16 protein-coding genes are annotated in these 20,648 nt (G+C 55.1%); 10 read left to right on the forward strand and 6 right to left on the reverse strand.

What is annotated here, in order from left to right; genetic code table 11:
• Positions 1 to 5: 5 nt before the first annotated feature.
• On the forward strand, positions 6 to 1,892 hold the full coding sequence (locus tag ACYCZJ_RS06535; protein ID WP_461553419.1) for a heavy metal translocating P-type ATPase: 1,887 nt from the start codon (positions 6 to 8) through the stop codon (positions 1,890 to 1,892).
• 38 nt (positions 1,893 to 1,930) lie between these two features.
• On the opposite strand, the gene mutS is transcribed toward ACYCZJ_RS06535, so the two are convergent.
• From mutS to ACYCZJ_RS06550, 3 genes are all read right to left on the reverse strand, one after another.
• Positions 1,931 to 4,486 carry a DNA mismatch repair protein MutS gene (gene mutS / locus ACYCZJ_RS06540; RefSeq protein WP_461553420.1) on the reverse strand — a complete coding sequence of 852 codons (2,556 nt, stop codon included), beginning with the start codon at positions 4,484 to 4,486 and terminating at the stop codon, positions 1,931 to 1,933.
• Positions 4,487 to 4,656: 170 nt separating this feature from the next.
• On the reverse strand, positions 4,657 to 4,989 hold the full coding sequence (locus ACYCZJ_RS06545) for a helix-turn-helix domain-containing protein (RefSeq protein ID WP_296891922.1): 333 nt from the start codon (positions 4,987 to 4,989) through the stop codon (positions 4,657 to 4,659).
• Positions 4,986 to 5,330, reverse strand: a complete 345-nt coding sequence (locus ACYCZJ_RS06550; RefSeq protein ID WP_461553421.1) for a type II toxin-antitoxin system RelE/ParE family toxin — start codon at positions 5,328 to 5,330, stop codon at positions 4,986 to 4,988. The genes ACYCZJ_RS06545 and ACYCZJ_RS06550 overlap by 4 nt, the downstream gene beginning before the upstream one ends.
• A gap of 463 nt (positions 5,331 to 5,793) precedes the next feature.
• Here ACYCZJ_RS06550 and ACYCZJ_RS06555 point away from each other — a divergent pair, with 463 nt between their 5' ends.
• The 9 genes from ACYCZJ_RS06555 to ACYCZJ_RS06595 all read left to right on the forward strand — a co-directional run bounded on the left by ACYCZJ_RS06555 (position 5,794) and on the right by ACYCZJ_RS06595 (position 15,934).
• Positions 5,794 to 6,483, forward strand: coding sequence for a Bax inhibitor-1/YccA family protein (locus ACYCZJ_RS06555; RefSeq protein ID WP_461553422.1), 690 nt, complete (start codon positions 5,794 to 5,796; stop codon positions 6,481 to 6,483).
• A gap of 379 nt (positions 6,484 to 6,862) precedes the next feature.
• The gene (locus ACYCZJ_RS06560; protein ID WP_461553423.1) at positions 6,863 to 8,425 is read left to right on the forward strand and encodes a type I restriction-modification system subunit M; all 1,563 of its coding nucleotides are present in this window, start codon (positions 6,863 to 6,865) and stop codon (positions 8,423 to 8,425) included.
• Positions 8,422 to 9,486 (forward strand): PDDEXK nuclease domain-containing protein, encoded by a 1,065-nt coding sequence (locus ACYCZJ_RS06565; protein ID WP_461553424.1) that lies wholly within the window; start codon positions 8,422 to 8,424, stop codon positions 9,484 to 9,486. Before ACYCZJ_RS06560 ends, ACYCZJ_RS06565 begins: the two co-directional genes overlap by 4 nt.
• An 81-nt stretch (positions 9,487 to 9,567) precedes the next feature.
• The gene (locus tag ACYCZJ_RS06570; RefSeq protein WP_461553425.1) at positions 9,568 to 10,758 is read left to right on the forward strand and encodes a restriction endonuclease subunit S; all 1,191 of its coding nucleotides are present in this window, start codon (positions 9,568 to 9,570) and stop codon (positions 10,756 to 10,758) included.
• The gene (locus ACYCZJ_RS06575) at positions 10,755 to 11,783 is read left to right on the forward strand and encodes a virulence RhuM family protein (protein ID WP_461553426.1); all 1,029 of its coding nucleotides are present in this window, start codon (positions 10,755 to 10,757) and stop codon (positions 11,781 to 11,783) included. Before ACYCZJ_RS06570 ends, ACYCZJ_RS06575 begins: the two co-directional genes overlap by 4 nt.
• Positions 11,776 to 11,940 carry a hypothetical protein gene (locus ACYCZJ_RS06580; RefSeq protein WP_461553427.1) on the forward strand — a complete coding sequence of 55 codons (165 nt, stop codon included), beginning with the start codon at positions 11,776 to 11,778 and terminating at the stop codon, positions 11,938 to 11,940. Before ACYCZJ_RS06575 ends, ACYCZJ_RS06580 begins: the two co-directional genes overlap by 8 nt.
• A 111-nt stretch (positions 11,941 to 12,051) precedes the next feature.
• Positions 12,052 to 12,483 (forward strand): putative toxin-antitoxin system toxin component, PIN family, encoded by a 432-nt coding sequence (locus tag ACYCZJ_RS06585; RefSeq protein WP_461553428.1) that lies wholly within the window; start codon positions 12,052 to 12,054, stop codon positions 12,481 to 12,483.
• Positions 12,470 to 12,718, forward strand: coding sequence for a YlcI/YnfO family protein (locus ACYCZJ_RS06590; RefSeq protein ID WP_461553429.1), 249 nt, complete (start codon positions 12,470 to 12,472; stop codon positions 12,716 to 12,718). Before ACYCZJ_RS06585 ends, ACYCZJ_RS06590 begins: the two co-directional genes overlap by 14 nt.
• 3 nt (positions 12,719 to 12,721) lie before the next feature.
• Positions 12,722 to 15,934, forward strand: coding sequence for a type I restriction endonuclease subunit R (locus ACYCZJ_RS06595; RefSeq protein WP_461553430.1), 3,213 nt, complete (start codon positions 12,722 to 12,724; stop codon positions 15,932 to 15,934).
• A 298-nt stretch (positions 15,935 to 16,232) separates the two neighbouring features.
• Here ACYCZJ_RS06595 and rlmD read toward each other — a convergent pair whose 3' ends face one another.
• The 3 genes from rlmD to ACYCZJ_RS06610 all read right to left on the reverse strand — a co-directional run bounded on the left by rlmD (position 16,233) and on the right by ACYCZJ_RS06610 (position 20,580).
• Positions 16,233 to 17,537, reverse strand: a complete 1,305-nt coding sequence (gene rlmD, locus ACYCZJ_RS06600) for a 23S rRNA (uracil(1939)-C(5))-methyltransferase RlmD (protein ID WP_461553431.1) — start codon at positions 17,535 to 17,537, stop codon at positions 16,233 to 16,235.
• Between the two features lie 57 nt (positions 17,538 to 17,594).
• Complete coding sequence (locus ACYCZJ_RS06605; RefSeq protein ID WP_461553432.1) at positions 17,595 to 18,896, reverse strand: hemolysin family protein; 1,302 nt, start codon at positions 18,894 to 18,896, stop codon at positions 17,595 to 17,597.
• 328 nt (positions 18,897 to 19,224) lie between these two features.
• Positions 19,225 to 20,580 carry an EAL and HDOD domain-containing protein gene (locus tag ACYCZJ_RS06610; protein WP_461553433.1) on the reverse strand — a complete coding sequence of 452 codons (1,356 nt, stop codon included), beginning with the start codon at positions 20,578 to 20,580 and terminating at the stop codon, positions 19,225 to 19,227.
• Positions 20,581 to 20,648: the final 68 nt, after the last annotated feature.

Below are 20,648 nucleotides of genomic sequence, written 5' to 3' on the forward strand. Positions count from 1 at the left end.
TCAAAATGAATGTGAACAATGCAGAGGTAAACGAACAAACAAGCGCGTTGGGATGGCGCGGGTTGATGACGCATGAACGCTGGATCGAAGTCGGGCGCATTGTATTGACCGGCTTGATTGCGTTTTTGTATTGGCGGCAATGGGTGCCCATCGAGCTGCTGTGGGGAGCGGTCGCGATTGGTTTGTATCCGCTGGTCAAAACCGGTGTGATCGACCTGGTGCGCGAACGCAAAATCGGTACCGAAATTTTCGTCACAGTGGCCACGCTGGTCGCGATGTTCGGCGGCGAAACGGTGGCAGGCGCGGTGCTGATGGTGATTATTCTGATCGCGGAATTCATCGCCGACCTGAATATGGATCGCGCCCGCGCGTCGATCAAGTCGCTGATTGGCTCGGTGCCGCAGGTGGCGTTGATGCGCGGGGCGGACGGTGAACGCGTAGTGCCCATCGAGCAACTGAAAACAGGCGATGTGGTGCTGGTACGTGAGGGTGAAAAAATCCCGGTGGACGGCAGCATCATCGGTGGGGCGGCGTCGATCAATGAAGCACCCATCACTGGCGAAAGCCTCCCTAAGGACAAGACTATCGGCGACATTGTGTTCGCGGGCACCATCGTCGCCTCGGGCGCAGTGGATATTCAAACCGAAAAGGTCGGCGGCGATACCACCTTTGCCCGCATTATCGGCCTGGTAGAAAACGCCGAAGCGGCGCAAGCCCCGGTGCAAAAACTCGCCGACAAAGTGGCGTCGTGGCTGATCCCCGTGGTGTTTGTATTCCTGATCGCGGTCTACTTCATCACCGGCGACGTGCGCATGATTGTCACCTTGCTGATTTTTACCTCGCCTGCCGAGCTGGGGCTGGCGACGCCTTTGGTAATGATCGCCGCCATTGCGCGTGCTGCCCGCCATGGGATTTTAGTCAAGGGTGGACTGTATCTGGAGTCGCTGGCGAAAGTGGATGTGATGGTGTTCGACAAAACCGGCACGCTGACTGCGAATAAGCCTGAAGTCGTTCGAGTGGAGGCACGCGACACCCGGTTTTCCGAGCTGGAACTGTTGAGCCTGGCTGCTGCCGCCGACCGCCGTTCAGCACATCCGCTGGCCAAAGCCGTGGTGGATTACGCCACGCTTAAACAGATCGCCGTGCCGGAGCCGGACCAATATGAGCAGCTGCAAGGTCGCGGCGTTAAAGCAACCGTCTCGGGTCGCGCCGTGCTGGTCGGCAATGCTGCATTGCTGCGTGAAAACGGCGTGCAACTTACCGCAGCAATTGAAGACGGCGGACAAACGCCGGTTCATGTGGCAGTTGATGGACAATTTGCCGGGGTCATCTTTATTGCCGACTTGTTACGGCCGGGTGCGCGTGAAGCGCTGGAAAAGTTGAAAGAGACTGGCGTCAAGCGCATCGTGATGTTGACCGGCGACAACGAGGCCACCGCACGCGCGGTGGCCACGGAACTCGGCGTGGACGAAGTGCGCGCCGACTTGATGCCAGAAGACAAAGTCACCGCGATTGAAGAGTTGAAAAAGCAGGGGCATCGCGTCGCAATGATAGGTGACGGCATCAACGATGCGCCAGCATTGGCACGCGCAGATGTAGGCATCGCGATGGGCGGCGGCGGCACCCAGGCCGCGCTGGAAGCGGCTGATATTGTTTTGATGACGGATGATTTATCTAAAATAGTCAGTGCCCGTGCCATTGCCCGTCGCGCTTATCGCACGATTCAAGAGAACTTGTTTGTTGGCGTCGGCGTAGTCCATGTGTTGGGTATCACGGCAGCGCTGATGGGCTGGATTGGCCCTATCCAAGCCGCACTTCTGCATCTGGGACCGGATGTTCTGGTGTTTGTGAACTCTGCCAAATTGCTGCGTGTTCGGATTGATGGAGCTTGAACCTCCTTATATGTGCAAACAAAAAGTCGCCGCAAGGATTACTCTGCCAGCAGGTTTTTGAGTTGGTAGAGTGCCTCCAACGCAACCTTCGGGCTGAGGCTGTCCGGTTCAATCCCGGCTAGTTGTATCAGTGCCGGGTGCGGTGCGGTTTCAACAGCGGGTGCGGCGAACAGGTCGGGCTGCAGGTCGTTGCGTGTGGCGCCTTGCTCCAGCGTTACCAGATGCCTGCGCGCAGCCTGGATGACGTTGCCCGGCACGCCCGCCAGTGCGGCCACCTGCAGGCCGTAGCTCTGACTGGCCGGGCCTTCTTTCACGCTGTGCAGAAACACGATCCGGTCCTTGTGTTCGACGGCTTCGACGTGCACGTTGGCGATCTGGCGCCATTCCAGCGGCAGCCGGGTGAGCTCGAAATAGTGCGTGGCGAACAGGGTGTAGGCGCGGGTTTTTTCCGCCAGCTGGCGTGCCACCGCCCAGGCCAGCGCAAGGCCGTCAAAGGTGGAGGTGCCGCGTCCGATTTCGTCGAGCAGCACCAGGCTATTGTCGGTGGCGTTGTTCAGGATATGCGCGGTCTCGGTCATTTCCACCATGAACGTGGAACGCCCCCCGGCCAGATCATCGGAACTGCCGATACGGGTAAAAATCTGGTCGACCGGGCCGATACGCGCACTTTCTGCCGGCACCAAACTGCCACAGCAGGCCAGCAGCACGATCAGCGCTGTCTGGCGCATGTAAGTGGATTTTCCGCCCATGTTGGGGCCGGTAATCAGCAGCATCTGGCGCGTGCGCGACAGCAGCGTGTCGTTGGGGATGAAGTCGTCGATACGCGATTCCACCACCGGGTGACGTCCGCCACAAATCTCGATCACCGCCTCGTCGGTGAATTGCGGTACGCAGTAGCCCAGCGTCTGGGCGCGTTCTGCCAGGGTGCACAACACATCCAGATCGGCCAGCGCGGTCGCCAGAATTTGCAGTGCCGACAGGCCGGGCAGCAGCGCCTGCAGCAAGGCTTCGTAGAGCAGTTTTTCCCGTGCCAGTGCGCGCTCGGAGGCCGACAACGCCTTGTCCTCGAAGGCTTTCAGCTCCGGTGTGATATAGCGCTCGGCATTTTTCAGGGTCTGGCGGCGCCGGTAATCGTCGGGCACCTTGTCGCTTTGTGCGCGGCTCACCTCGATATAGAAGCCGTGCACCTTGTTGTATTCGACCTTGAGATTGGCGATACCGCTGCGTTCACGTTCGCGCGCTTCAAGGGCGATCAGAAACTCGCCGCTGTGGGTTTGCAGGCCGCGCAGTTCGTCCAGATCGGCATCGTAGCCGTCGGCAATCACGCCGCCCTCGCGGATGATGCTGGCGGGTTCCGGGCGGATGGCGCGGGTGAGAAGTTCATGCATCGCGTGTTGCGGCGTACAGGCAGCCGCGGCGGTGGCCAGCAGCGGGCTATCCCATTGCGCCAATTGGGTACCGATGTCCGGCAACAGGGCCAGGGTATCGCGCAGGCCGGACAAATCGCGCGGACGCGCGCTGGCCAGCGCGATGCGTCCGCCGATGCGCTCGATATCCACACAGCCTTGCAGCACGCGGTGCAGCTTGTCGCGCGCGCCGAATTGTTCCAGCAGGCGGCTGATCGCATCCTGGCGCTGGCGCAGCATGTCACGATCCCGCAGCGGATGATGCAGCCAGTGGCGTAGCCGCCGCGTACCCATGCTGGTGACGCATGTATTGAGTAAGGAGAGCAGGGTGGGACTGGCTTCGCCGCGCAGGGTTTCGGAGATTTCCAGATTGCGGCGGGTAGCGGCATCCATCAGCACAAATTCGCTCAGGCGTTCCACTGCCAGCCCGTTGATATGCGGCAACAGGCCGCGTTGGGTGGCCTGTGCGTATTGCAGCAAGGCCCCGGCGGCGGCAATCGCCGCAGGCATCTGCGCGCAGCCGAACGCCTGCAGGTCATGCGTGCCGAATTGCCGGGTGAGCAGTTCGGCCGCGCGTTCATTGTCAAACTGCCAGGCGGGCAGGGCACGCAGCGCGGGGTAAGTCGCCAGCGCCGCATGGGCAAAACCTTCCGCCAGCAGCAATTCGGCGGGGCGGATGCGCTCCAGTTCGGCGGCGAGCTGCGCAGCAGGGATTTCGGTCACGCGGAGGCTGCCGCTGGACAAATTCAGCCATGCCAGCCCCAGCGTGTCGCGCGCGGCGCATATCGACAGCAACAGGCTGTCGCGCTGGTCGTCGAGCAGCGCTGCATCGGTCAGCGTGCCGGGCGTGACAATCCGCGCCACGCGGCGCTCCACCGGACCTTTGCTGGTCGCCGGGTCGCCCACCTGTTCGCAGATGGCGACCGACAGTCCGAGTTTCACCAGGCGCGCCAGATACTGCTCGGCCGCGTGGTAGGGGACCCCGGCCATTTTGATCGGCGTGCCCGCCGATGCGCCGCGCGTGGTCAGGGTAATCCCCAGCAATTGCGAGGCGCGCGCGGCATCCTCATAAAACAGCTCGTAAAAATCCCCCATGCGGTAGAACAGCAGCATATCGGGATGTTCGGCCTTGATGCGCAGGTATTGCTGCATCATCGGGGTGTGCGTAGATAAGTCTTCTTTACCCATAAAATCAATTATCTATATTGTTTTATTATTTTTATTGGGGCAAATTTTGGGCAATTTGAACGAGTTTTTTCATGCCCTGCCAGATGCGCCCCAGCACGGCTGCTTTCGTTTTCCAGGTGTGGCCGTTGGACAAAATGATCGCTATCGCCATGTAACACCCAACATCGACATCAACCGATGGCCAGCTTGACCGGCTTGCCGACGCGGCTGAGCATTTCGACCAGCGTGTCGATGGTGAACTTGGCCGTTTTCTTGTTCACCACGTCGGACACGCGCGGGCGCGAGACCATCAGGATCTCGGCGGCCTCGGCTTGCTTCAGGTGATGCTCGGTAATCCAGGTGGACAGTTCTTCCATCAGTTGCTGCTTCAGCAACTGGGTGTCGTTGATCTGTTTGCGAGAGGCTGCCTGCAAACGCTTGGCTTCAGCGGGTGCGAAGCCAAGCTCCAGGAAGAGGTTCGCTCCCGGCTTCGTCACATGGCGGATTTCGGTGTCGATCTTCATTTCTGTGCCTTTCTCGCGTTGACCACGGCGCGGTAGCGCGCCTCGGCAATGCCCTTGTCCTGCTTGTTGGTTGCCTGCGTCTTCTTCTGGAAGCAGTGCAGGACATACACTGCTTCCTCAAACTTGGCGACGTACATCACCCGATAGATGCCGCTGGTTTCACGAATGCGGATTTCTTTGGTGCCGACCCCGACATCATCGAACGGCTTCCAATCGTCCGGGTCCAAACCAACTTGAACCTTGCCCAACTGGAAACCGGCAGAGCGACGTGGCTCGTCCGGGAATTCCAGCAAGTCGTCATAGGCCGAGCCCACCCAGCGAATTTCCTTTTCGTTGCTCATCGCTTCATTCCGTATAAAATATTATACGCGCCAGGGACGCAGGTCAAGCTCTATGCGACGAGTGCGAGTCAGACAGTTACTCTTGTGAGAACGTCAATCGCGCACCGTCAAAGCCCGGCGCGGCACCGCGTGCCTCTCGAAAACTACGCTCGCACACGACTGTCTATGCCCCAGTATTCGGCCCGATTTCGTGGGGCAAATTTGGGGCAATTTGAGCGCCAAACCATGCCAATCCGGGGCTTCGGCGTGGTTGGGCATAGTTGAAAGTAAGATGTTGTGTATAAATAAAAATACTCTATTCGTGGCAGTTGGTGATCGTTGCAGCTACACAATCGGGGTGTGGGCGGCGGGTGCATTCATGGTGATATTTTACCGTGCCGGCGGCATGTTCCTAATAGTGTTTGCAACTTAATGCCACGTCGGCTAGTCTGTATCAGTGTGTACTGAATAAATGGAGGTAACCATGCAACCTGATCTGCAAATGAACAGCCAGTCCGCTCAACTGGCACAGGCGCAAAACAAAGTCCTGCGCAACACCTATATGATGCTGAGCCTGACCATGATCCCGACGGTGATCGGTGCTTGGATCGGCCTGAGCCTGAATTTTTCCTTTATGGCAGTTCATCCGGTGCTGTCCATAGTCGGCATGCTGGCCGTCATGTTCGGCATGTTCTACGGCATCCAGAAAAATCGCAACAATAGCCTGGGCGTGATTCTGCTGCTGGGGGTGACCTTCCTGTTCGGCTTGATGCTGGGTCCGATCCTGCAGGCGGCGCTGCACTTCAGTAATGGCGCGCAGCTGATCGGCATGGCGGCGGGCGGCACTGGCGTGATTTTCTTCACGCTGGCCGGTATCGCCACGGTGACCAAGAAAGACTTCAGCTTCATGGGCAAGTTTTTGTTCGTGGGCCTGGTAATGCTGGTAATCGCCTCAGTGGCGAATATTTTCTTCCAGGTACCGGCTGCATCGCTGGCGATTTCGGCCATCGCCATCATGATTTTCTCCGGCTATATCCTGTATGACGTGAGCCGGATCGTGAATGGCGGCGAGACTAACTACGTGATGGCGTCGCTGGCACTTTACCTGGACATCTACAACATCTTCGTCAACCTGCTGAACTTGCTGATGGCATTTTCCGGCAACCGCAACTGACCGGTATGGGTCAGCAAAAAAGGCGCACTTCGGTGCGCCTTTTTTATGGGTATCTATTTCGGGGCTGGAAACGTCACGACAAAGGCCGACGGCTTCAATTTGCGTAAATCGGGATTCTGTGGTGCTCAGATTGAGGATACGATTGGTGCCATGAGCGGTAGGTCACGTGAGGCAGGTTTCTGGCAATAGAAAAATAAGATATCTTTTTACGGTCAAAATTAATGTCTATGGTGGTTTTTGTATGCCGTTTGGATTGAACTTTCTTTATTCGGCGTGCAAGATGTTGCCCCACAAGCTGGTACTTAGGTTGGTAAATACTTGTTACCCCTCTACACTCCTAGGCACATCCCACTGCTAGATAAAGAAATCAAAAACAATCATGGCTAAAGCAGCAAAAGAAAACAAAGACGAGCCGCTGGAAAAGCAGCTCTGGAAAGCCGCCGACAAGCTACGCAAGAACATCGACGCCGCCGAATACAAGCATGTGGTGATGGGGTTGATCTTCCTGAAATACATTTCCGATTCCTTCGAGGAAATGTTTGCCAAGCTGCAAGCAGGCGTAGGCGAAATGGCTGGTGCAGATCCCGAAGATAAAGACGAATACAAGGCGGAGAATGTTTTCTTCGTACCATCCGAGGCGCGCTGGTCTTTCCTTGTCGCCAAAGCCAAGCTGCCCAACATTGGCAGCGTGGTCGATGAGGCGATGGATGCCATCGAGAAGGAAAACCCCTCGCTCAAGGGCGTGCTGCCCAAGGTGTTTGCGCGGCAAAATCTTGACCCCGCCAGCCTCGGCGGCTTGATTGATCTGGTGGGCAATATCGCGCTGGGCGATGCCAAATCGCGCAGTGCCGATGTGCTGGGGCATGTTTTCGAATATTTCCTCGGTGAATTCGCGCTGGCCGAAGGCAAGCAGGGCGGGCAGTTCTACACGCCGCGCAGTATTGTGGAATTGTTGGTGATGATGCTTGAACCGTACAAAGGCCGTGTGTTCGACCCCTGCTGCGGCTCGGGCGGCATGTTCGTGCAGTCGGAAAAGTTCGTCGAAGAACATCAGGGCCGCGTCAACGACATCTCCATCTATGGGCAAGAGAGTAACCAGACTACCTGGCGGCTGGCCAAGATGAACCTCGCCATCCGCGGTATTGATTCATCCCAGGTGAAATGGAATAACGAAGGCTCCTTTCTCAATGACGCTCACAAAGACCTGAAAGCCGACTTCATCATCGCCAATCCGCCCTTTAATGTCAGCGACTGGAGCGGCGAACTGCTGCGCGGCGATGGCCGCTGGCAATACGGCGCGCCGCCAGCGGGCAACGCCAACTTCGCCTGGTTGCAGCACTTCGCCTATCACCTCAACCCACAGGGCAAGGCGGGCGTGGTGCTGGCCAAAGGCGCGCTCACCAGCAAAACCAGCGGCGAAGGCGAGATACGCAAGGCGCTTATCACCGACGGCAACCTCATCGACTGCATCGTCAACCTGCCCGCCAAACTGTTTTTGAATACGCAGATACCGGCAGCGCTCTGGTTCATGAATCGCGCCCGCAACAATGGCCACCCGCGCAAAAACGAAATCCTGTTCATCGACGCACGCAATCTCGGCCATTTGATCAACCGCCGCACTAAAGAACTCAGTCACGAAGACATCCAGCAAATCGCCGACACCTACCACGCATGGCTCAACTCCTCCGTCATTCCCGCGCAGGCGGGAATCCAGTTGTATGAGGACATCAAAGGCTTTTGTGCTTCCGTGCCGCTGGCGCGAGTGCAAGAACTGGACTATGTGCTTACGCCGGGGCGCTATGTCGGCCTGCCCGATGAAGAGGACGACTTCAATTTTGCCGAACGCTTTGCTGCGTTGAAAGCCGAGTTCGAGGCGCAGTTAAAAGAAGAGGCAGCGCTGAATAAAGCCATTGCGGAGAACCTGGCGAAGGTGAAGATATGAAACCGCCAATTCAGCCGCTCCCAACCCACATTGACACCCTGCATGGAGAGATCAGGCAACTGATTGAAACGGCCAAAATCCATGTGGTCTCGCAGGTCAATCAAGCACTGGTGCTCACATATTGGCAAATCGGGAAGAGGATTAAAATAGAGGTGCTGGAAGCTGGGCGGGCGCAGTATGGCGCTACCGTACTGAAACAACTGGCACAACGCCTGACCCGCGAATATGGCAGCGGTTTTAGCCACTCCAGCCTAACTAGGATGGCGAAGTTTTATGACTATCTGCCCGGTCACGAGATTGTTGCGACACTGTCGCAACAATTGAGCTGGTCGCATTTTGTCGAACTCATCAAGATTGAAGAGGATGTCAAGCGCGAGTTTTACACCAGCATGTGCGTCAGCGGACGCTGGTCGGTGCGCACACTGCGCGAGCGCATGGACAGCATGCTCTTTGAGCGAACAGCCATTTCCAAACAACCCGATGAGGTCGTGCAAAACGAGTTGGCTTCGCTACAACAGCACCAAACTTTTGCCCCACAACTGTTTCTGAAAGACCCGTATCTGCTGGATTTTCTCGACCTGAAGGATAACTTCACCGAAAAGGATTTGGAAAATGCCATCCTGATGGAGCTGGAGCGTTTCATTCTGGAGCTGGGCAGCGACTTTGCCTTCATGAGCCGCCAGAAGCGCATCCAGATCGGCGGCAACGATTACTACATTGACCTGCTTTTCTACCACCGCAAACTGCGGCGACTGGTTCTGCTTGAACTCAAGCTGGGCGACTTCAAACCCGACTACAAAGGCCAGGTAGAGCTGTATTTGAAATGGCTCGCCAAGCACGAACAACAGCCCGGTGAACAATCTCCCATCGCCATCATTCTGTGTAGCGGCAAGGATGCCGAAGTGGTGGAACTGATGGATTTGGAGCCAGACCACATCCACGTTGCCGAATACTGGTTGCAACTCCCGCCCAAGGAAACCCTGCAAGCCAAGTTGCACAAGGCCATGCAGGAAGCCAAGGCGCGGCTGGAGTTCCGGCGTAACGGAGAGCAGGATGAATAAGGCGTGGAATTTCGAGGCGCAGTTGCTGGAAGAGGCGGCGCTAAATAATGCCATAGCCGAGAATTTGGCGAAGGTGAAGGCATGAGCGAGTGGGTTAAAACTTATCTAGGTGAGTTAACAGAGTTAGTAACTAAAGGAACCACACCATCTGAAAAAGATGGTGCTTTTTCTGACTCCGGTATCAATTATATAAAATCAGATGCGGTTAATTATGACGGCAGAATAGATGCGTCAAAATTTGTATATATAAGTAAAGATATTCATGAAAAATTTAAGAGATCACAGTTAAAAGTAGATGATGTTTTGTTCTCAATGGCGGGCGCTTTCTTGGGTAAGACCGGGATAGTCAAGGAAGATATGCTTCCAGCCAATACAAATCAGGCTATCGCAATAATTAGGCTGGATAAGTCCAAAGCGCAGCCAAGATTTATTAATTATTTTTTGAGACAGGATGCTGTTGTTGACTTTGTTAACAACATGTCAGGACAGTCAGCACAGCCAAACATAAATTTCCAAGAAATCAAGAGTATTGAAATTGATCTTCCGCCGCTGGAAGAACAAAAAGAAATTTCTGCCGTGCTCAGCAGCCTCGACGACAAAATCGACCTGCTGCACCGCCAGAACCAAACCCTCGAAGCCATGGCCGCAACCCTGTTCCGCCAGTGGTTCGTGGAAGAGGCGCAGGAGGATTGGGAAGAGGTTGCTGTAGGTGATTATGTTGAGCTAAATCGTGCAAGCATCGACAAAAACTATACGCATAAAATAATTGAATATTTAGATACAGGTTCACTGACAGAAGGACAAATTGAGGACCTTCAATTGCTTACTTTGGATGAAGCACCAAGCAGAGCAAAGCGTATTGTGGAGCATAACGATGTTCTGATCTCAACGGTAAGACCTGACCAAAATCACTATGGGATTATTAAAAATCCAATTGATAACTTGGTGGTCTCTACTGGTTTCTGTGTTTTAACATGCACGAAAATTGACCCGCACTTTATCTATTTGCTGTTGACAAATGATGAGATGACGGACTATTTGCACACGATTGCTGAAGGTTCTACATCAACTTATCCATCTTTGAAGCCTTCCGATATTAGCGCTATTGTTTTTCAATTACCGCCAGATGACAGGTTGAAAGAGTTTGCAGTCATTGCCCACAATTCTTGGGAAAAAATCGAGAAGAACCATATTCAAATCCACACCCTCGAAAAACTCCGCGACACCTTGCTGCCCAAGCTGATGAGCGGCGAAGTTCGGGTGGTCGCATGAAAAAAATGCCCCCCAAAACATTGCAAATCCGCAACAGCACCGCCGAATTCCTGATCTTTACATCGCAGGTAGGCGAAAACAGCATCGAGGTGCGGGTAGAAGAAGGGACGGTATGGCTGACGCAGAAGCTGATTGCGGAGCTGTTTGATAAAGGCCGAAGCACTATCACGGAACATTTGCGCAATATCTTCGACGAGGGGGAGTTGGAGGAAGATTCAGTCTGTCGGGATTTCCGACAGACTGGCCCGGATGGCAAGAATTACCAAACCAGGTTCTATAATCTGGAGGTCATTATTTCGGTGGGCTACCGGGTAAACTCCCTCCGTGCAACGCAATTTCGCCAGTGGGCAACTGGAGTACTGCGGGAATTTGCCATTAAGGGCTATGTGCTCGACAAACAGCGTCTTAAGAATGGCAGCTTTTTGGGCGAGCAGTATTTTGAGCGTCTGCTGGAAGAAATCCGCGAGATACGCCTGAGCGAGCGCCGCTTCTACCAGAAGATCACCGACATCTATGCCACCAGCCTTGATTACAACAAGGATGCAGGAATCACTCAGGCATTTTTTGCCAAGGTGCAGAACAAGCTGCATTTTGCGATTCATGGCGGCACGGCGGCAGAGCTGATAGTGCAGCGCGCGGATAGCGGCAAAGACTACATGGGACTGACCAGTTGGGAAAAAGCGCCGGATGGCAAGATACTGAAAACTGATGTGGTCATCGCCAAAAACTACCTGAATGAAACCGAGCTATCAGCCTTGAGCCGCATCGTGAGCATGTATCTGGATTATGCCGAAGACATGGCGCTGCGGAAGATACCGATGTCCATGGAAGATTGGGCTATTAAACTGGACGCCTTCCTGCAATTCAACGAGCGCGATATTCTGGATAACCCCGGCAAGGTGACGGCGGAAATGGCCAAAGCTTTTGCTTTGACGGAATTTGAGAAATACCGTGTGGTTCAGGATCGCTTGTTCAGCTCTGATTTCGACAAGGCCGTACAGGCGTTGGGAAAAAAAGATGACTAAGTTGACCGAATCCGCCATCGAAGACTTCGCCATCAAGCTGTTCGAGCGCATGGGCTGCGACTGCATCCATGACCGGATGGCTATAGATTGTAGTCAACTGAAAATGGCAGTGACGAATGACAGGGGCATCAGTTGTCCGGAATTGCCGGACAACTGATGCGGAGGGCACGTCATAGAGTCAACTGTTCGGTGATTCCAGACAGTTCAAGGGCGATCAACAACGGGATGGTTGCCATGTTTACCGATTAAGAATAATATTGCTGGCAATATGATAATAATTCTTGATACCAATGTTTTAGTGGCGGCTGTGCGTAGCCCCGCAGGGGCTGCGGCGGAAATCATGCGACGCATCTTGCGGAGCGAAATAAAAGCAGTTGCAAGCGTACCGCTGTTTATGGAGTATGAGGCGGTGTTGCTTCGCCCCGTTCATTTAAAGGCGGCGCGGGTTTCGGCGGCGGACGTGAATAATTTGCTGGATGTGTTGGCTGGCGTGGTTGTGCCGGTTGAGGTGTTTTATCTGTGGCGTCCGCAACTCAAGGATGCCAACGACGACATGGTGTTGGAGGCGGCGGTGAGCGGCCAGGCCGATGCCGTTGTGACGTTTAATATCAGGGACTTTTTGCCATCGGCGCAAAAATTTAATTTAAAAGTGATGAAGCCGAGTGACTTTTTAAAGGAGCTACGCGATGGGAACCACTAGCAATTACGCTTTGCGTTTGCCTGCTTCACTCAAGCATTCCGTTGAGCAGGTCGCGCGGGATGATGGCACTTCGCTCAACCAGTTTATTGTGACTGCGATTGCAGAGAAACTGGCAGCGATCAAGACGGCGGGTTATTTTCAGGAGCGGGCAAAGCGCGGCAATCTGGATGCGGCGCTGGCTTTGCTGAACCGCAAGGGTGGCGAGCCGCCGCAAGCAGGCGACGAGATTTTATAGACGATGCCTAACAAGCTGACCGAAAACGCTATCGAGGACTTTGCTATCAAGCTGTTCGAGCGCTTGGGCTACAGCTACGTTTATGCGCCGGACATTGCGCCCGATGGCGAGCAGCCGGAGCGTGGGCATTACGGTGAGGTGTTGCTGGCAGGGCGGCTGGCGCAGGCACTCAAGCGTATCAACCCCAAGTTGTCGCCTGCGCTGTTGCAAGATGCGTTGAAGGAGGTGCAGCGCATTAGCTCCCCCGACCTGTTAGCGAATAACGAAGCCTTTCACCGTCTGCTCACCGAAGGCGTGAAGGTGAGTCGCCAGCAAGACGGCAATCAGCGCGGCGATCTGGCATGGCTGATCGACTTCGCTCATCCAGAGAACAATGAATTCGTTGTTGCCAATCAATTCACAGTAATCGAGAACCATCAGAACAAGCGGCCCGACCTGGTGTTGTTTATCAACGGCATTCCGTTGGTGGTGATCGAACTCAAAAACGCCATCGATGAAAACGCCACGATCAAGACAGCGTACCAGCAGTTTGAAACCTACAAACAGACTATCCCCAGCCTGTTTACTCCCAATGCATTTTTGGTGATCTCAGATGGACTTGAGGCCAAGGCAGGTTCTTTGTCGGCAGGATCGTCGCGTTTCATGTCCTGGAAAAGCGCCGACGGCAAGGCGGAAGCCTCGCATCTGGTGAGCCAGTTGGAGACGCTGATACTGGGCATGCTGAACAAGGCCACGCTGCTGGATTTGCTGCGCCACTTCATCGTGTTTGAAAAGAGCAAAAAGGAAGACCCGCAAACCGGCGTCATCAGCATCAGCACGGTAAAGAAGCTGGCGGCTTATCACCAGTATTACGCGGTGAATGCGGCGGTGGCTTCCACGTTGCGTGCGGCAAATATGAGCGATAGTTTGCTGGTTGAGCAAACTCCGGCTAGCTATGGCTTGCCTGGGGTGGCGCAACAGCCCAAGGGCGACAAGAAGGCCGGGGTGGTGTGGCATACGCAGGGTTCGGGAAAGTCGCTCTCGATGGTGTTTTACACCGGCAAGATTGTGCTGGCGCTGGATAATCCGACCGTGCTGGTGATTACCGACCGCAACGATCTGGACGATCAGCTGTTCGATACTTTCGCTTCATCCAAACAACTGTTGCGTCAGGAGCCGGTGCAGGCAGCGGATCGCGGGCAGTTGAAAGAATTGCTGAAGGTGGCCTCCGGCGGGGTGATCTTTTCCACCATACAGAAATTCCAGCCCGATGAGGGCAATGTGTACGAGCAGTTGTCCGACCGGCGCAACATCGTGGTGATTGTCGATGAAGCGCACCGCACACAGTACGGTTTTAGCGCCAAGACCGTGGACGAGAAAGACGCCAACGGTGAGGTGATCGGCAAGAAGGTGGTGTACGGCTTTGCCAAATATCTGCGCGATGCGCTGCCCAACGCGACCTATCTGGGATTCACCGGCACACCGATTGAAAAAACCGATGTGAACACGCCGGCGGTGTTCGGTAACTATGTGGATATCTACGACATTGCTCAGGCAGTGGAAGATGGCGCCACCGTGCGGATTTACTACGAAAGCCGCTTGGCCAAAGTCGGCTTAAGCGAAGAAGGAAAAAAGCTGATTGCCGAACTGGACGAAGAGCTGGATCAGGAGGATCTGACTGATACGCAGAAAGCCAAGGCCAAGTGGACAAAGATGGAGGCGCTGATCGGCAGCGAGCAGCGCATCAGGAATATTGCCAAGGACATCGTGGCGCACTTCGAGGCGCGGCAGGAGGTGTTTGCAGGCAAGGGCATGGTGGTGAGTATGTCGCGGCGCATTGCCGCAGAACTGTACAAAGAGATCATTGCGCTCAAGCCTGAGTGGCACTCCGATGATTTGAACAAGGGCGCAATCAAGGTGGTGATGACGGCGGCCTCAAGCGATGGCCCGCTGCTGGCCAAACACCACACCACCAAGGAACAGCGCAAGCAACTGGCCGAGCGCATGAAGAACGACGACGACCCGCTCAAGCTGGTGATCGTGCGCGATATGTGGCTGACCGGCTTTGATGCGCCGAGCATGCACACGCTCTACATCGACAAGCCGATGAAGGGGCACAACCTGATGCAGGCGATTGCGCGGGTTAACCGGGTACACAAGGACAAGCCGGGCGGCCTGGTGGTGGATTACTTGGGCATTGCCGCCGACCTGAAGGCGGCGCTGTCGTTTTATTCCGATGCGGGCGGCAAGGGCGACCCGGCACTGGCGCAGGAGCAGGCGGTGAGTCTGATGCTGGAGAAGCTGGAAGTGGTGTCCGCCATGTATCACGGCTTTGCTTATGAAAATTATTTCGAGGCAGAAACTTCACAAAAGCTGTCGCTGATACTGGCGGCGGAAGAACACATACTCGGGCTGGAGGATGGCAGGAAGCGCTATATCAACGAGGTGACGGCGCTGTCTCTGGCGTTTGCCATCGCTGTGCCGCACGAGCAGGCGATGGATGCACGCGACGAAGTAGGATTTTTTCAGGCGGTGAAAGCGCGCCTCGCCAAGTTCGATGGCACGGGTACAGGGCGCAGTAATGAAGAGATCGAAACCACCATTCGCCAGGTAATCGACAAGGCGCTGGTATCGGAACAGGTGATCGACATCTTCGACGCGGCGGGCATCAAGAAGCCGGACATTTCGGTCTTGTCCGAAGAGTTTTTGGCGGAGCTTAAAGGTTTTGTGCACAAGAACGTGGCGTTGGAGGTTCTGAAAAAGTTGCTCAGCGATGAACTGAAAGCGCGAGCTAAAAAGAATCTGGTGCAGAGTAAATCTTTGATGGAGATGTTGGAAAACGCCATCAAGAAATACCACAACAAGATTCTGACCGCCGCCGAGGTGATGGAGGAGCTGATCAAGATCAGCAAGGAAATCGTTGCTTCCGATGCCGAAGCTTCACACATGGGTTTGAGCGATTTTGAATATGCGTTCTATACGGCGGTTGCTAGCAACGCCAGCGCAAAAGAGTTGATGCAACAAGACAAGCTACGCGAACTTGCGGTGGTATTGACACAGCGGGTGCGTGAGAATGCATCGATAGATTGGACGATTAAGGAAAGCGTGCGGGCCAAACTAAAGGTAATTGTGAAACGCACCCTGCGCCAATTTGGTTATCCGCCGGATATGCAGCTACTTGCCACCGAAACGGTATTGAAGCAGGCAGAGATGATTGCGGATGAGCTGGCGAGCTAGTCGCAAAGGATATTCAAGGCGTTGCGCCGGAGGTAATTACGCTGTGCTTCATTACTGCTGGTGAGCTTAATTGTTGAACGTCTCCTTCGGGTAGGCTGCTGCACATTACGAAGGTCGGCATTTGGGCAAAGTTTTTACAAGGCCGTCTGACTCCTTTGGGGCGATTTGAGACTATCGCCTACCGGCAGAAACGTGCACCAAGCAGCCGCTCACGCTTTGTTTCTACACGGGGGGTGATGGAATTCAGTGTCGATTAATCTGATATTTTCACACTGCGTTCCAGATGCATTTTTATAAGTCAGCGTTCAAATATCGCGATGGATTCCACATGAGCGGTATGCGGGAACATGTTGGCAATGCCCGCTGCGCGCAGACGGTAGCCTTTTTCATGCACCAGCACAGCGGCATCACGGGCCAGTGTGGATGGATTGCAGGATACATAGACAATACGGTTTGGGGCATCGGTGCCGAGTGACTCCACCAATTTGGACGCGCCGTCGCGTGGCGGATCAATCAGCATTTTGTCGAAATGGCCGAGTGCAGTCAGTTGCTCTGCGCTGATTTCGAACAGGTTTTCCACCCTGAATTCGGTGTTGTGAATACCATTGCGTTCGGCGTTCTGGCGGGCGCGGGCGACCAGTTCCTTGCTGCCCTCGATGCCCACCACCTGTTTGGCGCGACGCGCGATGGGCAGGGTGAAATTTCCTAATCCGCAGAACATGTCGACAATACGCTCAGTGGGTTGCGGGTCGAGCAACTGCATGGCGCGCCGCATCAGCACCGGATTTACCGCGGTATTGACCTGGGTGAACTCGCTCGGGCGGAACGGCATCACCAGATTGAATTCGGGCAGCGTATAGGCCAGCTCCGGCGCGTCCAGCGGATAAAACGGCACGATGGTGTCGGGCCCCTTGGATTGCAGCCACCATTGAATCCGGTGAGTGTCGGCGAAACTGCGTAACAGGACTTCGTCGGCTTCAGCCAGCGGCACCATGTGGCGAATCACCAGCACATCCACCGCATCGGTCGCGGCGAGTTCGAGCTGCGGGAGCTGGTCGCGAATGGTGAGCTGCATGATCATTTCGCGCAGATGCGGAATGAGCGCCGAAATGCGCGGCGGCAGCACCTCGCAACTGGTCATCTCGGCCACAAAGCTGCTCTTTCTTTCATGAAAGCCAACCAATACCCCACCTTTCTTTTCAACCAGCCGCACCGACAGCCGCGCCCGGCTGCGGTAGCCCCAGGCCGGGCCGTGGATGGGCGAGAGCATGGTTTCCGGGCGGACCTTGCCGATGTGCGCCAGATTGTCTTCCAGCACGCGTTGCTTGGCGGCGATCTGCGCCGACGGTTCCATGTGTTGCAGGCTGCAGCCGCCGCATACGCCAAAGTGCTTGCAGCGCGGTTTCACGCGGGCCGGGCTCTCGCGCAGGATGCGGGTGATCTGCGCCATTTCGAACGACTCTTTTTTGCGGTATACCGAGTAGGTGACGGTTTCGCCGGTGAGCGCGCCATCCACAAAAATGGCTTTGCCGTCGCGATGCGCGACGCCGCGGCCTTCATGGTTGAGGGATTCGATATCGAGGGTCAGTGCAGTGGGATTCATCTGGATGGAAAGTATTAACTGAATGCGTGAATAAAAATATGCTTTGCGGAATGACGATTACGGCACGGGCTTTTGATGGACACGTACCAGTACGATGCGCGGGCCGCTCATTTTTTTGACCACCACGTCGAAATGCTCGAATTCAATCTTGTCGCCTTCCTTGGGGAGATTGCCGAGTTTCCACATGATCAGGCCACCGATCGAATCCACTTCTTCGTTGTCGAGCTCAATACCCAGTGCGCGTTCCAGGCTGAATATCGGCAGGCTGCCCTTGCCGATCAGGGTGCCATCATCGAGTTTTGTCCAGTCGTTCTGGCTATGGCCGAATTCGTCACGGATTTCGCCAACCAATGCGCTCAGCATGTTGTCCAGCGTGATAAACCCCAGTGGCGGGCTGCCTTTGTGGCCGATGACGGCGAAGTGCGACGCGCCATTCCGAAAGCGGCGAAACAGCTCCATGGCCGATGTTTCCGGCGTGACATGCAGAACCGGGCGGATAAATCTTTCCAGGTCTTTAACATTGCCTTCCTTGAGCTCGGCCAGGAACAGGTTTTTCAGATGAATAACACCTTTGACCTCGTCATTTTCATCCAGATACGGATAACGGCTGAAACGATGGTGGGAAATGAGTTCGAGATTTTCCGCCAGGGTATGCGTGGCAGATAATGCGATGGCCTCATTAAATGGCCGCATCAACTCGGTGACCTCCAGATCGCTGAAGTCCAGGGTATGGGCGAGCACGTTCCATTCGTCACGGGTCAATTTCTCGGACGCCCGGCTGCTTTTCAGGATGAGCTTTAATTCATCGGAGGAATAATGCGCATCGTGACCATGCGAGCGATCCAGTCCGGTAATTCTTAGTACCCAGTTGGCACTGGCGTTAAGCACCCAGATCGGCGGATACATCAGCCAGTAAAAGCCATACAGGGGGATGGCCGTCCACAGCGCCACTTTCTCGGTCAGGCGGATTGCCATGGACTTGGGGACCAATTCGCCGACCACGATATGCAGGAATGAAATGGTGAAAAACGCGAAGAAAAAAGCGATGGCGTGAACCAGTTTGGGTGATCCGACCCCAATCCAGGTCAGCAAAGGTCTCAGCAATTCGGCAAAGGCCGGTTCGCCGATCCAGCCCAAACCCAGCGAGGCCAGGGTAATGCCGAGCTGGCAGGCAGACAGGTAGGCATCGAGCTGGGCGTGAACCCTGGCAAGGATGCGGCCGCGTAGCCCATAGACCTTGGCGATTGCCTTCACGCGAGTCTGGCGTAGTTTGACCATGCCGAATTCGGCGGCCACAAAAAAACCGTTCAGCGCCACCAATAGCAGCGCAACCAAAATCAAAAACAGGTTACTACCCATAACAAGAACGCAACTCGCCCCTGTCTTTTCTGGTTGTCGGGTTGTGTTTTGTAAAGTGCAATGACATGAGAAGCTGGATGCAGCAAGGCTCAGGATTCGGCTGAGCGACCGTACTACCAGCTATTTGAGCCATTGGAGCGCGCGTGTTGTCTGGGCGTGTTCTTGTATCCATGCGTGAAGTTAATGCTCTGCAAATGCATTGGTTGGTACTGGTTACGGTTTCGATATCAAAAGCAGAAATGGGGGGCATGACAACGCGCCGCGAATCGGGAGAGGCTATTTTACCCGATTACACGGCGCGTTCGGATGACGCCTGTGGAAACAGCGTTTACAGTGCGGCTTCTTCCGCGCTGATCAAGGCATTGATCAGTGCAATATTCACATCGATGTAGGCCACCATGCATTGTGCCGAGCCGCTCTCGATGCGGGCATCGTTGTTGGCTTCGCATGCCAGGGCCAGTTCCAGGAATCCGGCATGGACGCCGCTGCCATCTACCAGTGCCTGCTGGATATCGCTCGCCAGGTTGAGGTCGGCAATGGCGTCCTGGATCGGCATGTCGAGCATTTCACCCAGTACCGAGAACAGGCCGGTCAGATAAAGTTCGTCGCCATTCACAGGCTGCATGCTTTTACCGGCCAGTGCCTTCATGAAACTCGCACGGGTCAAGGCGCGTTTCAATAATGTCGGGCTGATGCTTGCTGATTTGCCGCTGCTATGCAGCAGCAGGGTGAGCCAGCGATACAGCCCGGCATGCCCCATGCGTTGCAGTACCTGGCCGATCGAATTGATTTCGTTAACGACGCCGTTGCCTGCGCTATTGGCAAAACGAATCAGGCGATAGCTGAGTACCGCATCCATTCTCAGCAGCGATTCCACTTCAGCCATATCGGAATGGGCCATGACGCGGTCGATGAGCTCAAGTAAACGCAGACGATTTACCGGCACATCCGTACCGGCTTTCCCACCGGTCTGGGTGACGAAAGCGCCTTGAAACAGGCCAAATCCGAGTTGGCGCGCTACTTCCATGGTTTCGGCGTTGCAGATGTCTGTAGCGATTAGCTGGCCAGCCCCCATGCTGCGCAGGTTGCGCACCAGGTGGTCAAGATGAATGGCGTCATAGCGGCTGACATCGATGCGTACTGCCTGGGTCACCGCAACCAGCGCTTGCCAGGCGGCGTCGCCGTTAATTTGATCCAGGATGATACGATAGCCGCGTTCGCTCAGGTGCTGGATTCTGGGCAACAGGGCCGGGATGTCGGCCACTTCGGCATGTACAGCGAAGATGATATTTTGCGGGGGCAGATATTCGATATCAGCTGACATCAGGGTGTCGGTTGTCACGCTGGCCAACAGGATGTTTTTCCTTAGTGCGCCTTCTTCAGCCAGCGAATACAATCCTGCAAGCAGGGTTTCGTCTTCGGCATTGCGTAATTTCGGCATGGAAGCCTGGCCGTGGCTATAAGCCAGCTTGACGCGCAACGTCAGTTCGGCGGCATGAATTTGCCCATCACGGTCGTATATTGTCTGCTGCAACAGCAGGCGCTCGCGGATTTCATCCTGACGCGACGGGAGACCTTCCGTTTCGACGGCCAGCACATGGGTGGATATACCATGCCAATCCCCGGCAACCGTGTTGACGATACGGGTCTTGTCGCAGGAATTTTGAATGACGTCGTTTCTCATGATGATCTCCGGCACTTGTTTACGTCTAGAGATAAGCAGCAATTGTGCCACCCCTGAATTCCAGTTTA

The sequence above is a fragment of the Sulfuriferula sp. genome (assembly GCF_054605375.1).